The organism is Pseudidiomarina tainanensis (assembly GCF_004214835.1).
In the GTDB taxonomy this organism is placed as follows: Bacteria; Pseudomonadota; Gammaproteobacteria; order Enterobacterales; family Alteromonadaceae; genus Pseudidiomarina; species Pseudidiomarina tainanensis.
The window spans coordinates 1-13,910 of the sequence record NZ_PIQJ01000002.1 but is presented as its reverse complement, the minus strand read 5'-3'; the positions used below and the strand labels follow the sequence as shown (position 1 = coordinate 13,910).

The window sequence follows — 13,910 nt, the reverse complement described above, 5'->3', positions numbered from 1 at the left end:
CGAAAACAAAAAAAATTTATCAGAAAACCTTGATATCAATTTTTTACCCCCCATAACAGGGGCACAACAAATTTTTTAACAGCTTCAGCTCATCCCTGAAGCAGAGTTATCAACCACAAACCTTAGGTTTAGGAGTTATCAACGATGAAACTTCGTCCTTTACATGATCGTGTGATCATCAAACGCTCAGAAGCAGAAACTAAATCTGCAGGCGGTATCGTGCTGACTGGTTCAGCAGCAGAGAAATCGACGCGCGGTGAGGTTGTTGCTGTGGGCAATGGTCGCATCTTGGATAACGGTGACGTGAAAGCTTTGGATGTCAAAGTCGGCGACAGCGTATTATTCAACGAAAGCTATGGCGTGAAAACGCAGAAGATTGACGGTGAAGAATACCTGATTATGTCTGAGTCAGACATTCTAGCGATTATCGAAGCTTAAGAGGGAAACGAACATGGCAGCTAAAGAAGTTAAGTTTGGTAATACAGCGCGTCAGCGCATGTTAAAAGGCGTCAACATCCTAGCCGACGCAGTTAAAGTTACGTTGGGCCCGAAAGGTCGTAACGTGGTTTTAGAAAAATCATTTGGCGCACCATTGATCACCAAAGACGGTGTATCTGTTGCGAAAGAAATCGAACTAGAAGATAAGTTCGAGAATATGGGCGCACAAATGGTGAAAGAAGTTGCGTCTAAAGCAAATGATGAAGCTGGTGACGGTACTACTACGGCAACCGTATTAGCTCAAGCTATCGTCAACGAAGGCTTGAAAGCTGTTGCCGCTGGCATGAATCCAATGGATTTGAAACGCGGTATCGACAAAGCAGTTATCGCCGCAGTAGCAGAGTTGAAAGAATTATCTCAGCCTTGCAACAACTCAAAAGCCATTGCACAGGTTGGTACTATTTCAGCTAACTCTGATAGCACCATCGGCGAAATCATTGCTCAAGCAATGGACAAAGTAGGCCAAGAAGGTGTGATCACCGTTGAAGAAGGCCAAGCATTGCAAGACGAGCTTGACGTTGTTGAAGGGATGCAGTTTGACCGTGGCTATCTGTCACCATATTTCATTAACAATCAAGAGAACGGCACTGTTGAACTCGATAGCCCGTTCATTTTGCTTGTTGACAAGAAAATCTCAAACATTCGCGAATTGTTGCCAGTATTGGAAGGCGTTGCGAAGTCAGGCAAACCATTGTTGATCATCGCTGAAGACGTTGAAGGTGAAGCCTTAGCAACGTTGGTCGTGAACAACATGCGTGGCATCGTGAAAGTTGCTGCTGTAAAAGCGCCTGGTTTCGGTGACCGTCGTAAAGCGATGTTGCAAGATATCGCGGTATTGACGGGCGGTAACGTGATTTCTGAAGAAATCGGTATGGAGCTCGAGAAGGCACAGCTTGACGACCTCGGTACAGCGAAGCGTGTGGTGATTAACAAAGATAACACCACCATTGTTGACGGTAGCGGTGATCAAACGGCGATTGAAGGCCGTGTCACGCAAATTCGTCAGCAAATCGAAGAGACCTCTTCAGACTACGATCGCGAGAAACTGCAAGAACGTTTGGCTAAATTAGCTGGCGGTGTTGCCGTGATTAAAGTTGGTGCTGCCACCGAAATGGAAATGAAAGAGAAGAAAGCTCGCGTTGAAGATGCGTTGCATGCAACTCGCGCGGCTGTTGAAGAAGGTGTGGTTCCTGGTGGTGGTGTTGCGTTGGTACGTGCAGCAAGCAAACTTGCTGACTTGCGTGGCGACAACGAAGACCAAAACGTTGGTATTAAATTGGCGTTGCGCGCGATGGAAGCACCATTGCGTCAAATCTCAACCAACGCTGGCGCTGAAGCCTCAGTGGTTGCGAACAACGTGAAAAACGGTGAAGGTAACTACGGTTACAACGCTGGCCAAGACGTTTACGGTGACATGTTAGAAATGGGTATTTTGGATCCAACCAAAGTAACTCGTTCAGCATTGCAATTCGCGGCATCGGTTGCTGCGTTAATGATTACCACCGAAGCGATGGTTGCTGAGTTACCAAAAGATGAACCAGCTGCTCCAGATATGGGCGGCATGGGCGGAATGGGCGGCATGATGTAAGCAAAGCTTGCCCAGCGATGTCTATATAAATCAATGTGTTAGCGTTGCTTGTAGACGCTAATGTAGACAGAGATGTAGACATTCATGTAGTACAGTAAGAAGGGATGGGGTTAGCGCTCCGTCCCTTTTCTTTGCGTATAGGTTGGCCGCTGTTTGTTCATGGAACTAACCTGAAAAAAAGCCCCAGTGACTTGTTATAGTCGCTGAGGCTAGATGTTCTAGTGTTGTTTGGTTCACGTCATGCAAGGCTCTATGTTCTATGCTGGCTCACAGTTGCCTCTTGTTGTTCTGCCAGAGGCGTTGGATTATCAACATAACAGATCTGACGCCAATGACTATTTCCACTTAGTTACAGTCGCTTATTACTACTACTCATTGAGAGCTGAATGCGGTAGGAACAACTTAAAGTCAATTTGTTGCCTGAGACTAGCACAAACGGGGACTAGCATGGGGGAAGCATAGTAAGCGTAATGCTGCGACAGTGGCTGACAGATTATTACTGACAACTTGCCTTAACTCATAATGCATCAGGTTGGCTTTAAGATAGCTCTAGGGTGAGCTTAAGACCATTACTGGTTAACCTAGAGTCATCGTAAAGAAGACCTGTAGTTCATGTTTAGTCTCAATCATTATTGATTATTACCAATAACTAGACTCTGAGAAGACTTAAGGGAAGACCTTAAGATGACTTAGAGTATGCCCCCTTACCCCCACGATTCCTGTCATGCCCCCTTAAGATGACAGGTCGGTCAGACATGATAGTCCAACGATAGAGGTAAGCTGAGTGGCAGCTAAAAGTTCTTGCATAGTAAGACTTTGAGTCTTTTTTTTAGTTTCCCACCCATAGGTGTGTGACCTGCCTGAGCCCGTTATTTACAGGGCTTTGAGTCGTTCGATAGGCGTTGCTGTGTGGCTGCTTTATGATAGTCACCGTGTCAGCCCTTCAGATTTTAAGCAGGGTGAGACAAGTAAGCGCCTAGGACGCTCTGTAAGATCGGCTGCGAGCTTGTCGCTACCATCGTATAGCCTCAGCGCTTGCACGATCTTACAGGCTCATTTAGAGGCCTCTATGACGCTTGGGCAAGCCCTTCCACACTAGAAGCTTCAATGATTCGATGAACTGTACGCCAATGTACTCCAAGGTCACGTGCAATCGCTGCCTTCTTAAGACCTTGTTGGTGTAATGAGATTACGCGCTTGTGGTTAACCTTACGCTTACCCCCAGTATACACGCCTCTCGCCTTGGCTTGTGCGATGCCTTCTCGCTGACGCTCATTAATCATTGCCTTCTCGAACTCACCGACGGCTCCCATCACGCGCAGCATGAGGTCTTGCATTGGGTTGTTACTTTCAGGTGTGAACCTCATGCACTCTTTGACGAACTCTACGGTCACGCCTTTGGCTTTGAATGAATCTATCAACTCAAGCAGGTGACGTAAGTTACGAGCCATGCGGTCGATGCTATGGACAAGCACTGTGTCACCGTGGCGTACATGCTCCAATAGACGGTCAAGCGCTGGCCGCTGCTTCAATCCCCCTGAACATTTGTCGATGAACTCCTTGTCGTAGCTGATACCGTCAAGCTGGCGCTCAGTGTTCTGGTCAGCACTTGATACACGAATGTAGGCGATGCGTTGCATGGGTCTTCCTCCGATTATGTGACAACAGCCTCTAGACTCTCTTAGTAGATCGGCCATCGGATCGGTTGTCAAGCGTTTCGGAGATGAAAACTATGACATAGTTACATGTGACAGCGAGGTACACCTTGTTGAGATACAGAGGTTCTTGTGGTGTCAAAAGGTTAGAGGTTAATCTTGTCAATAATCAGCCACTGAGTCTAACTTAGTGTTGTGCAAGCTAGCCCTACGGGGGGGGAATGAGCTGAGCTACTCGTTTCTACAACCTCACAGATTTTTATTGCTAAAATGACTCGAGGCTCTAGGAAGTGTTAACCGATCTTAAAGATTCTGGCTCTGCCTACTTTCTTGCCTTCTGCCGCACCTCCGTGGTGATAATGAGGCCGACGGAATCTCATCTCCGCTGAACTGTTTTCCTCCATAACAGCAAACTCAATCTTGGCTCGCCTGAAAGTAGAGACAGCGGCTTTTATGGCTGCCTCGGGTGAGGAGAATAATTGGTCGTCCTTCTGAAGGTTTCCACTTTGACGATGGATGCGCACTAGGTATTCACCGCCCGACTCTAATTTTGATTTACCGACTAGCTCATCGAGCGCTAACACTGAGTCGTCGTTAGGGTCATCGAGCGCACGCAATTTGCTAGCGTAGGACAGCCAGCCAATTGCAATCATGACGACGCCCAGTACTAGCGCCAATAGTGTCTCAGCTAGCTCAGAGTTCACTTGGAATTATCCGAGCCACTATATAGCAGTTACCAGTCATCGCTTGACGGAGCAGAGTCGATATACTGGCGTAAGTCAGCGGTTATAGCTTCAACGGCCTTCTTTGCTTTCGCTTTCCTTTCCTCTGTAACGCTATACATCTCAACTGATTGACCACTGCCGACATTTAAGTGCTTATTGATTTTATATTCTGCCTTGAACTTACCATCCTTTGTGTCGACTCGCATGGTAAAGTCAACTTTGAATGCAACAAGCCCAAACGGTTCCTCGACTCCGATAGTAGTTATGCCATTCCCTATTATCGTGCCCGACTCAGCGTCTTCATAGTCAATCACTGACTCCCCAGACACGAAGTACTCTGAGAACCATTGTCTAGCTTTCGTATAGATTTCTTGCTGGCTTGCAGAAACCTCGACCACATTAGTGACGACGGCTGGTTGGTAAGGCTCCGTAGACTGGCAACCTGCGACAGTCAGAAGAGCTGTGGCTCCAATGACCGTATAGTTCCAATAGTTCATAATTTCACCCTTGTAAGCGTTCAGTGGCTCAGTGTATTGAGAGAGTGCGTAAATATCACACGCACAACAAGTATTTGTAACAAGGTAGGGCTAGAAGTCAACAATTGATATTGACGTGAGCCTGTGGGACTCACGTGCTCGACGATTGTGCAAGCAGTCGCTAGTCAGTTTCTATAACAGCCAAGTCGACTGTATATAGCTGACAGCTTTGTCGCATTGTCTTGCCAACAGGGCTAATTCGTTCTCCCTAGCGTAATATCCGTACGACATCGTTTCACCACGCTTGTGACCAAGAATCTCAGCGGCATATCTCTCATGAACATCACAACGCTTGAGTGCGGTTGAGAAGCCTACACGGAGGGAATGAAACACCTTTCGGCTGTCATCTACTACGGAGGACTTCAGCACGGAGAACCAGCGACTGTATGTCTTGCTATCGACTGAAAACAATAGGTCATTTTCAGCTAGACCTTCGCGCAACGCTAGCATGTCAGCTACGAGCTCAGAAGGTATAGGCACGTTTCGTGTCGCGTCCTTCGTCTTACCTTTCTCAATGTGATAGTAGTAATGTTCCCCAGCTTGCTGGATGTTGCCAGCCTTGATGTTGCATATCTCACTAAGCCGAGCGCCAGTGAACAGACCAAGAAGGAATATAAGCCTGCGGTCGCGAGACGTTTCATCCAATGACTTACACAAGGCCTGAAGCTCAGTGGGTGTAAACAGTTCATACTTCTTGGTTTCGCTTGTGCCAGCCATCGTATGACCGTGAAATGGGTTATCTCCTGTGACGTCGCACCTGTCCTTTGCTAGTTCCCATACAACCTTAAGTCGGCTGATGTGGCCTGACACCGTGTTTTTAGCGTAATGCTGAGCAAGGTACTCAATGAAGTCGTACACGTCACGGCGACTAACTGACTGTAAGCTGACGTCTTGTACCTCAAGGAAGTTCAGAAACAGCTTCACAGTGTTGGGAACCTTCCGTTGAGTCTCCAATGACTTGTTTACACCGTGCTTCACTTCCCAGTTATGCAATGCTTCACGCAAGCTAATGTCGTAATGGGCTGACTTGTCATTCGCCCCATTGACTGTGGTGTATGCGTCAACGAACACTATGTCGCCAGCACGTTCAATTTCACGCACGTCGTAAGGCTCATCCCATTCGTAAGGGTTGTCTTGCTTGTCCGCCTGTAAGTGACGAACGATGTGACGGAATCGCGCTGCGTCTGGGTTAGCTCCTGACATCTGCTTGCTAGCTAGTTCGCCGTTGAACTGGTCACGTTTAGACTTAGCAAGCCTAATGTCACCTGTGTTTAAGCTGAAGCTTATGAAGCTGTCACCCTTGTATATGTGCTGTAATGACTTGGGAACTCGTCGCTGATACCACCAGACGTTGCCTCTTAGCTTAAGGTGTTTGGTGTCGTTCGTGCTGTTACGGCTCGGCATGAATGTAGACGCTTATGTAGACAGTAAAGTAGACAGCGATTATCTACGAAACCTATGTAGGCCGCAAGCTGTAAGGCATTTGGCGTGATATTGGGCGGCATGATGTAAGCCGGCGCATTCGTCGCTGAGTTAAAAAGGGAAGCGTTTGTGCTTCCCTTTTTGTTTTCTGGGCTGTCACGAAACTCAGCGTTTCAGCGTCTATACTATTGAAAACAAAATTTCAGAAGCAATATCTGAAAATAGATACTCAGTGTTTGTAATGGAGGTTAACCATGAAAGCGTCCGTTTTAAGTCTTGCTGTTGTCGCTAGTCTGTTTGCTGGTGCGTCAAGCGCAGCGGAAGTTTCGGTAAAATGGGATGACGTGAAATCGTTTACAGATTTCGAAGCCGTTAACGAGTTAAAAAGCCGTTTTGAGGAACGAACTAAAGCTGATTTTGCTGAGTATGTAACAAAGCTAGGTGAGCGCTTACCCGAGCAGAATAAGCTAGAGGTTACTTTTAACGACGTTGATCTTGCCGGTCGAGTGGAGCCGACGTTCGGTGCAACCAGCAGTGCATTTCAGCGCATCCTCGATGATGTTTCTTATCCGTATCTCGTGATTTCATATCGATATACTGATGCGCAAGGTAACGTTTTGAGTGAAGCTGACCATATTGAGTTAAAGTCGCTCGCGCCACCGCGCAATATTAGAAATATCATGGGCTCAAGTCGGGATAGTCTTTATTTTGAGAAAGAGCTGTTACAAGAATGGTTCCGAGAAACCTTTCCTGAAACAGCCAAGTAATTGCTTCTCTGTGCGCGCTGACATCTAAAGCGGTGTCTTGCTGGCTTCACCAGCAATTTCGCGCACCAGTTTAGGAACCAAGAAGCCAGGTAGGCGGGCTCGTAACTCATGTTCAAGTTGTCGAGCTCGCTCATCACTCACAGCGAAATGACTTGCCCCCGCTACTTTATCTAATTGGTGCAAGTAATACGGAGTAACCCGCGCATCAAATAGAGCTTCGCTTAAGGCTTCGAGAACCTCTGCCGAGTCATTAATGCCGGCGAGCAACACACTTTGATTGAACAACGTGACATTGTGCTTGGCCCACATCGCTAGAGCACTCTTTAAGGTACTGGTGATTTCTCGAGGGTGGTTCGCGTGAATGACTAAAATTGCCTGCAACCGACTCGACTGTAATCGCTTAGCAAGCTTCTCGGTAAGGCGTGAAGGTAATACGACCGGGAGTCGACTGTGAATGCGCACTCGCTTTAATTGCGGCAGAGCTTCCAGTTCGGTTATCACTCTCTCAAGCTGGTCATCGTTAGCCATCAATGGGTCGCCGCCACTTAAAATCACTTCATTGATTGCTGCATCAGCTTGGACCAACTCAACCAGCTGTTGTAATTGTGCGCGACCAAAGTGATGGTCCTCATACGGGAAATGCCGACGGAAGCAGTAACGGCAGTTAATTGCGCAACCACCGCGAAGAATCACGAGCACGCGTGATTTATATTTGTGCAAAATGCCCGAGTGATTGCTGCTTTGCTCCTCGAGTGGGTCTGTAACAAAGCCTTCTTTGGTTGCAAATTCTTCTTGCTTCGGCATCACTTGTAGGAGCAGCGGATCGAATCGATCACCGGGTGTCATCAATCCAGCGAAATAGCGCGTTACCCGCAATGGGAATAACTCACGTGCAGATTGATTCTGAGTAATCCAGTCTTCTGGTAGACGCAACAACGCACCGAGTTCACGCGGGTCTGAAATAGATTGTGCAAGCTCTTGCTGCCACTGCGGCCGCACAGAGATAACATTCAGATTCGACACAAGCTTCCTGTAAATTTGTTTAATGACTGCAATTATTTTACCTGAAAATTGCGTCGTTATGGTTTATTATTGCCCGCGAAATCGCTTAATTTGAAAGCATATGAGGAAGCTATGGCGAATTACAGCACGAATGAATTCAAAGCTGGTTTAAAAATCATGCAAGATGGTGAACCATGTAACATCATCGACAATGAAGTTGTAAAACCAGGTAAAGGGCAAGCTTTTAACCGCGTTAAAATCCGTAAACTCATCAGCGGGAAAGTGGTTGAGAAAACCTTTAAATCAGGTGACTCAGTTGAAGGCGCAGACGTGGTTGATATGGAACTATCGTACCTATACAACGACGGTGAGTTTTGGCACTTCATGAACAATGAGTCATTTGAGCAATTGGCCGCCGATGCAAAAGCGGTTGGCGATTCAACCAAATGGTTAGTGGAGCAAGATACTTGTACCCTGACATTGTGGAACGGTAACCCAATTGCTGTTACACCACCGAATTTCGTTGAACTCGAAATCGTAGAAACGGATCCGGGCTTAAAAGGTGATACCGCAGGTACCGGCGGTAAACCAGCAACGTTAAGCACTGGCGCCGTAGTGCGAGTACCGCTTTTCGTGCAAACGGGCGAAGTCGTCAAAGTGGATACGCGCTCTGGCGAGTACGTTTCGCGCGTCCAGAAATAAGTTTCCCGAATCTATATGCAGCTCACTGATGATTGGCAACCAAGCGCATCGCTTGATGTTCTGCAACAGCGAGCTGCATTGTTTCAAACTATCCGAAGTTTTTTTCAGCACCGATGTGTTCTCGAAGTTGATACACCAATCCTTGGCCGATTCGGTGTCACGGATTTACATCTTGAGAACCTTGAAACTTCGCTGAGCCATTTCCCACACCAACGGTTTCAACTGCAAACCTCGCCCGAATATGCCATGAAACGGCTACTTGCCGCACATGGGCAGTCGATTTATCAGCTTGGTAAAGTATTCCGTGACGACGAAGCTGGTCGCTTCCACAATCCAGAGTTTACGATGTTGGAGTGGTACCGAGTAGGTTTCACAATGCAAGACTTAATTGATGAAGTCGTCTGCTTACTCCATTCGGTGCTTGGTGATTTAATCGTTCAGCAGTCAACCTATCAAGCGCTTTTTGAAAAGCATTTGAACATTGACCCGCTGACAATTTCAGTAAAAGACCTTCAAGCGCGATTGATGTACGATGAGCGAATTGCCGATTTGGTCGAGCGAGAAACTGATAAAGATACCTTGCTGCAGTTAGCCATGGCTCTTGTCATTGAACCCCAGTTAGACAAATCACAGATCACAATTGTGCATCGGTTTCCTGCTAGTCAAGCGGCATTAGCTCAACTCGATGTTGAAAATCCGCGGGTTGCACTGCGTTTTGAAGTGTATGTCGGTGGTATCGAGCTCGCGAATGGTTATCAAGAGTTAACCGACGCAACGCAGCAACAAGTGAGATTTGAGCACGATAATCGGCTTCGCCAACAATTTGGAAAGAGTGAGAAGCCGGCTGACTTTCGATTGATTGATGCCCTTAATTCAGAAATGCCTGAGTGCGCCGGAGTTGCGCTTGGCTTTGACCGCTTATTAATGTTGGTTACCGGTGTTTCTGATATTCGTCAAGTTTTACCGTTCGGCATCGCTTGCGCTTAAAATAAGTAATGTTATACTATAACACTCTTGTTCAGAGTAGTTGGTATTCATTGGAGTAAGCGAAAAATGACGCAGCGTTCATTAGACAAAACAGGCATGTGGGTCACCACCTTGTGCGCATTGCACTGCTTGTTGCTACCTGTCATTTTACCAATGCTATCGTTAATTGGTTTATCGTTTATCGGTGAAGAACTGCTCGAACGTGTTATTCTAGGTACCAGTATTTTGCTTGGCTTAGTTGCGCTAATTAGTGGTATTCGCCAGCACGCTCGCTTCTATCCGTTGGTATTATTAATCGCCGGTGGCTTCATCTATTGGCACAAAGATAGTCTAGGTGAAATGGGCGAACCGGTTATTATTTTACTGGGAGCAAGCCTTATTATTGCTGCGCATTGGGTTAACTTACGTTTGGTTCGCTCAACCAGTCTTCTCACCACAGCTTAACTCAAAATTTTTAACGCTTTCTTTTTAGTAATACTCCAGCTTCCATGTGGTGGGTATACGGAAATTGATCAAACAATGCGGCTTGTTTCACCTCGTGAGTTGTCTGCAGTGCCGCTAGATTTTCCACCAGAGTTTCAGAGTTACACGAGATATAAACAATTGAATCGTAATTCCGAACGAGCTCAATCGTATCAGCATCTAAACCTGCTCGCGGTGGGTCGACTAAAACGGTTTGACAGTCAAAGCGCTCCAATTCAGCTTCATTGGCTCGTCGAGACTCACGCTCACCTGCCATAACTGCACTAAATTCCTCGGCAGACATACGCACTACAGTCACATTATCGATGTTATTAAGTTCGCAATTGTATCGAGCTGAGTGAACAGAGGTTTTACTAATTTCGGTTGCCAGAACACGCTTGAAGTTTTGCGCCAAGGGGAGACTGAAGTTACCGTTGCCACAGTAAAGCTCCAGTAGGTCACCTTCACTACCTTGCGTCGCATTAAGTGCCCAACTGACCATATGCTGGTTCACGGCAGCATTGGGTTGGGTGAAACTGTTCTCAACTTGCTGGAAGCGAAATGGTTTATCGTTAATCACGAGAGTCTCTGTGACCCAGTCTTTGTCAATACAGAGTTTCTGTTTCTTAGCGCGCCCAACAATTTCTATCTCGCCAAACTGACTTAAATGCTGACGCATTGCTCGCGCTTCATTCTGCCAGTCTTGATCAAGCTGGCGATGATAAATTAATGAAACTAAAGCTTCGTTTGTTGTCGTTGTTAAAAATTCAACTTGGAACAGTCGTTGTCTTAAGTTTGGACGCCCTCGCACATAGTCGAGTATCTCTGGCATTAGGCGATTAATAAGACGATTGGCGACTGGAAAGGAATCGGTGCGTATTTTTTCTCGCGTATCAGGATCAAACATAATGTAGAACAAGTCGTCACCATCATGCCAAACACGAAATTCCGCACGCATGCGATAGTAAGTTTTTGGTGATTCATAAACCGCAATCTCTGAAACGTTAAATGGTGTAAGCATTGATTCCAAACGCGCGACCTTTTCCGCAAGTTGCGTTTGGTAATTGTCAGAGTTAATGGTTAATTGAGTCATGAAACTTCCTAAATGTATGTCTTACATCTGCAAACGAGGGCGAATTGTAACGGCAGAACTGAAAATGTCTACTGAACTTACGATCAAGCAACTTTACAATTTCTTCACGATATGACATTGCGCATACGAGCAAAATACTACATTATGAGTTGTTGTGGCGTTAAAAAAATAATGAGCCGCAAACGAACAACACATTAAACAACACATTAAAAAGTATAATAAAAAAGGGTCAAATCCATGTCGAACACTACTAAAAATAGTGCGCTAGTTTTAGCGGCGTTGTCGCTTGCTATCAGCACAGCTGTACACGCCCATGGGCCAGCTCATGCAAATAATGAAAAAGAACGCGTTATTGTCGAATTTAAACCAGGCTCAAAAAACGCCATTGAAGCTTTTTTACATTTAGATGATGACGGTTTGCTCGATCCACCTAAAGATGGTGATGATCCAGGCGGCAATAATGATAATAAAATTATCCATCGATACGACCGCTTCAATGCTATGGCAATTCAAGTGCCGCACTCTGCCGTGCATAGCTTAATGAATAACCCGAATGTTGTCAGCGTAACGCCTGATGAAAAGCGCTATGTACAGAACACACAGTGGGAACCAGGTAAGCCATATGGTATCGAAATGGTTCAAGCTGATCTGGTATCAGACGCTGCGGCTGGGACTCGTACTGTCTGTATTATCGATTCTGGCTACGATATGGGCCACCCAGACTTGCAAACAGCAGGTGTTACGGGTGTAAACGATGCAGGTACTGGTACTTGGTATACCGATGAAAATGGTCACGGTACGCACGTTGCGGGGACGATTGCTGCGTTATCGAACGGTGAGGGCGTTGTTGGTGTTATGCCAAACGGTAACGTTAACCTACACATCGTAAAAGTATTCTCAGCTTCAGGCTGGGCATATTCTTCATCGTTAATGGCGGCAGCTGAGCAGTGTGCTGATTACGGCGCTAACGTGATCAACATGAGCTTAGGTGGCTCGCGTGCTAACCGCACTGAAGAACGAGCTTTCGCCCAATTAAACGCAGCTGGTATTTTGAGTATTGCAGCAGCAGGTAATGATGGAAACACACGTCATTCATATCCAGCATCTTATGATGCAGTGGTTTCAGTAGCTGCGGTTGATGCGAATGAACAACATGCGTCGTTTTCGCAACAAACTGACCAAGTTGAACTGGCTGGGCCTGGTGTAAGTGTTCTATCTTCGGTACCACGTGGTATGGGTGAGAAGGTTTCACTTTCAGTTGCTGGTGTGGCCTATGAAGCAACCAGCATGGAAGGTTCTGCTCGAGTAGAAAATTCTGGCGCGTTAGCGAATTGCGGTATCGGCGATACCACTTGTAATGATGCGGTAGGCAAAGTTTGTTTAATCGAACGTGGTGTGATTTCGTTCGCAGAGAAAGTGCAAGCTTGTGAAGCCGGCGGTGGTGTTGGTGCGATTGTTTATAACAACGAACCAGGTATGGTGTTAGGTACCTTAGGAACTTACCAGTCAAGTATCCCTGCAGTTGGTATTAGTGATACGGACGGTGCTACCTTACTTAACCAATTAGGTGCAAACACAACCGTAGGTGTTGTAGATAGTGATTGGGCGTTCTTCGATGGAACATCAATGGCAACGCCTCACGTTGCTGGTGTAGCCGCACTAGTATGGTCGCATCACACAGCTTGTAGTAACGACGATATCCGTAACGCTTTAGCAGCTACTGCCAAAGATTTGGGTGCAACAGGTCGCGATACACTTTATGGCCATGGTCTTGTGCAAGCAAAAGCAGCGGTTGATTACCTAACAGCGAATGGCTGTGGTGGCTCAACGGGTGGCGACACCGGTGGTGATACTGGTGGTGATACCGGCGGCGGTAACCCAGGTAAAGGCGGTCCGAAGAAATAATTCAGGCTCCTAATGTTGAAAAAGCTCGCTTCGGCGAGCTTTTTTTATACGCTTCGCTCACAAAATCAGCAGTTGGCAAAAAAACACATAAAAATGTCAAAAAGGCGCTTGACGCGGCGAGTTAAATCTCTAAAATGCGCCCCACGCTTGAGGCAGACAACGAAGTCGCCAAAAGCACAAGTTTTGAGTCAGAAAAAAATTCGCCGAAAGGCTTGACACAAAACTTCGAGGCTGTAGAATACGCCGCCTTGCTTGCCGAGATGCAAGCCGCTACTTCAGCGAAGTAAGCGAACGTTCTTTAACAATATACCAAGCCAAGCAAACTGTGTGGGCACTTACCGGATTCAGGCAGAGAAGCATCTTCGGATGCAAAAAAGTATCCTTCTTTAATAACGAAGGGGATACACCTGACTGATTGGAAAAGTGCTTAACAAATTAGATTTTATTAAGTCATTGATTCAATGGGTCGATTAAACACTTTAAACTGAAGAGTTTGATCATGGCTCAGATTGAACGCTGGCGGCAGGCCTAACACATGCAAGTCGAGCGGCAGCGGGGAGTAGCTTGC

Annotated in this window: 13 protein-coding genes, 1 rRNA gene and 1 pseudogene; 8 read left to right on the top strand and 7 right to left on the bottom strand. The window is 46.5% G+C overall.

Translation table 11 applies throughout. The features are described 5' to 3' along the window. Window positions 1–144 precede the first annotated feature (144 nt). Window positions 145–438 carry a co-chaperone GroES gene (locus CWI82_RS08645; protein ID WP_092856976.1) on the top strand — a complete coding sequence of 98 codons (294 nt, stop codon included), beginning with the start codon at window positions 145–147 and terminating at the stop codon, window positions 436–438. Between the two features lie 13 nt (window positions 439–451). After that, the gene (gene groL / locus CWI82_RS08640) at window positions 452–2,086 is read left to right on the top strand and encodes a chaperonin GroEL (RefSeq protein ID WP_092856974.1); all 1,635 of its coding nucleotides are present in this window, start codon (window positions 452–454) and stop codon (window positions 2,084–2,086) included. A 1,067-nt stretch (window positions 2,087–3,153) separates the two neighbouring features. Here the strand turns inward: groL and CWI82_RS08635 are convergent. The 5 genes and pseudogenes from CWI82_RS08635 to CWI82_RS11575 form a co-directional block, all read right to left on the bottom strand. Beyond that, on the bottom strand, window positions 3,154–3,726 hold the full coding sequence (locus tag CWI82_RS08635; protein ID WP_130203236.1) for a recombinase family protein: 573 nt from the start codon (window positions 3,724–3,726) through the stop codon (window positions 3,154–3,156). Window positions 3,727–4,034: 308 nt separating this feature from the next. Next, window positions 4,035–4,394, bottom strand: a complete 360-nt coding sequence (locus CWI82_RS08630) for a hypothetical protein (protein WP_130203235.1) — start codon at window positions 4,392–4,394, stop codon at window positions 4,035–4,037. A gap of 80 nt (window positions 4,395–4,474) precedes the next feature. Next, window positions 4,475–4,963 carry a DUF4468 domain-containing protein gene (locus CWI82_RS08625; RefSeq protein ID WP_130203234.1) on the bottom strand — a complete coding sequence of 163 codons (489 nt, stop codon included), beginning with the start codon at window positions 4,961–4,963 and terminating at the stop codon, window positions 4,475–4,477. Between the two features lie 171 nt (window positions 4,964–5,134). Further along, window positions 5,135–6,205 (bottom strand): tyrosine-type recombinase/integrase, encoded by a 1,071-nt coding sequence (locus tag CWI82_RS08620; protein WP_165383908.1) that lies wholly within the window; start codon window positions 6,203–6,205, stop codon window positions 5,135–5,137. 24 nt (window positions 6,206–6,229) lie between these two features. Beyond that, window positions 6,230–6,406 (bottom strand): annotated as a pseudogene (locus CWI82_RS11575) (DUF6538 domain-containing protein); the annotation flags it as partial. Between the two features lie 272 nt (window positions 6,407–6,678). Here CWI82_RS11575 and CWI82_RS08615 point away from each other — a divergent pair. Continuing rightward, window positions 6,679–7,191, top strand: a complete 513-nt coding sequence (locus CWI82_RS08615; protein ID WP_092856972.1) for a DUF3016 domain-containing protein — start codon at window positions 6,679–6,681, stop codon at window positions 7,189–7,191. A 24-nt stretch (window positions 7,192–7,215) separates the two neighbouring features. Here the strand turns inward: CWI82_RS08615 and epmB are convergent, their stop codons facing one another. Next, a complete protein-coding gene (epmB, locus tag CWI82_RS08610; protein WP_199286258.1) occupies window positions 7,216–8,214 on the bottom strand; it encodes an EF-P beta-lysylation protein EpmB in 999 nt (332 codons plus the stop codon). A 111-nt stretch (window positions 8,215–8,325) separates the two neighbouring features. On the opposite strand from epmB, the gene efp reads away from it, so the two are divergent. From efp to CWI82_RS08595, 3 genes are all read left to right on the top strand, one after another. Beyond that, window positions 8,326–8,895, top strand: a complete 570-nt coding sequence (gene efp, locus CWI82_RS08605; RefSeq protein WP_092856970.1) for an elongation factor P — start codon at window positions 8,326–8,328, stop codon at window positions 8,893–8,895. Window positions 8,896–8,910: 15 nt separating this feature from the next. After that, window positions 8,911–9,882 carry an elongation factor P--(R)-beta-lysine ligase gene (gene epmA, locus CWI82_RS08600; RefSeq protein ID WP_130203232.1) on the top strand — a complete coding sequence of 324 codons (972 nt, stop codon included), beginning with the start codon at window positions 8,911–8,913 and terminating at the stop codon, window positions 9,880–9,882. 66 nt (window positions 9,883–9,948) lie between these two features. Further along, complete coding sequence (locus CWI82_RS08595) at window positions 9,949–10,326, top strand: MerC domain-containing protein (protein WP_092856966.1); 378 nt, start codon at window positions 9,949–9,951, stop codon at window positions 10,324–10,326. A 10-nt stretch (window positions 10,327–10,336) separates the two neighbouring features. On the opposite strand, the gene trmA is transcribed toward CWI82_RS08595, so the two are convergent. Further along, window positions 10,337–11,437, bottom strand: coding sequence for a tRNA (uridine(54)-C5)-methyltransferase TrmA (gene trmA / locus CWI82_RS08590; protein WP_130203231.1), 1,101 nt, complete (start codon window positions 11,435–11,437; stop codon window positions 10,337–10,339). Window positions 11,438–11,674: 237 nt separating this feature from the next. On the opposite strand from trmA, the gene CWI82_RS08585 reads away from it, so the two are divergent. Next, window positions 11,675–13,342, top strand: a complete 1,668-nt coding sequence (locus tag CWI82_RS08585) for a S8 family serine peptidase (protein ID WP_130203230.1) — start codon at window positions 11,675–11,677, stop codon at window positions 13,340–13,342. Between the two features lie 481 nt (window positions 13,343–13,823). Then, window positions 13,824–13,910 (top strand): 16S ribosomal RNA (locus CWI82_RS08580); the annotation flags it as partial.

Bases quoted from the DNA above. Each gene is read 5' to 3' on its own strand.
- trmA (WP_130203231.1), bottom strand. From the start codon at position 11,437: ATGACTCAATTAACCATTAACTCTGACAATTACCAAACGCAACTTGCG.
- CWI82_RS08625 (WP_130203234.1), bottom strand. From the start codon at position 4,963: ATGAACTATTGGAACTATACGGTCATTGGAGCCACAGCTCTTCTGACT.
- CWI82_RS08620 (WP_165383908.1), bottom strand. From the start codon at position 6,205: ATGTCAGGAGCTAACCCAGACGCAGCGCGATTCCGTCACATCGTTCGT.
- CWI82_RS08615 (WP_092856972.1), top strand. From the start codon at position 6,679: ATGAAAGCGTCCGTTTTAAGTCTTGCTGTTGTCGCTAGTCTGTTTGCT.
- CWI82_RS08595 (WP_092856966.1), top strand. From the start codon at position 9,949: ATGACGCAGCGTTCATTAGACAAAACAGGCATGTGGGTCACCACCTTG.
- CWI82_RS08585 (WP_130203230.1), top strand. From the start codon at position 11,675: ATGTCGAACACTACTAAAAATAGTGCGCTAGTTTTAGCGGCGTTGTCG.
- CWI82_RS08630 (WP_130203235.1), bottom strand. From the start codon at position 4,394: ATGATTGCAATTGGCTGGCTGTCCTACGCTAGCAAATTGCGTGCGCTC.
- epmA (WP_130203232.1), top strand. From the start codon at position 8,911: ATGCAGCTCACTGATGATTGGCAACCAAGCGCATCGCTTGATGTTCTG.
- efp (WP_092856970.1), top strand. From the start codon at position 8,326: ATGGCGAATTACAGCACGAATGAATTCAAAGCTGGTTTAAAAATCATG.
- groL (WP_092856974.1), top strand. From the start codon at position 452: ATGGCAGCTAAAGAAGTTAAGTTTGGTAATACAGCGCGTCAGCGCATG.
- CWI82_RS08645 (WP_092856976.1), top strand. From the start codon at position 145: ATGAAACTTCGTCCTTTACATGATCGTGTGATCATCAAACGCTCAGAA.
- CWI82_RS08635 (WP_130203236.1), bottom strand. From the start codon at position 3,726: ATGCAACGCATCGCCTACATTCGTGTATCAAGTGCTGACCAGAACACT.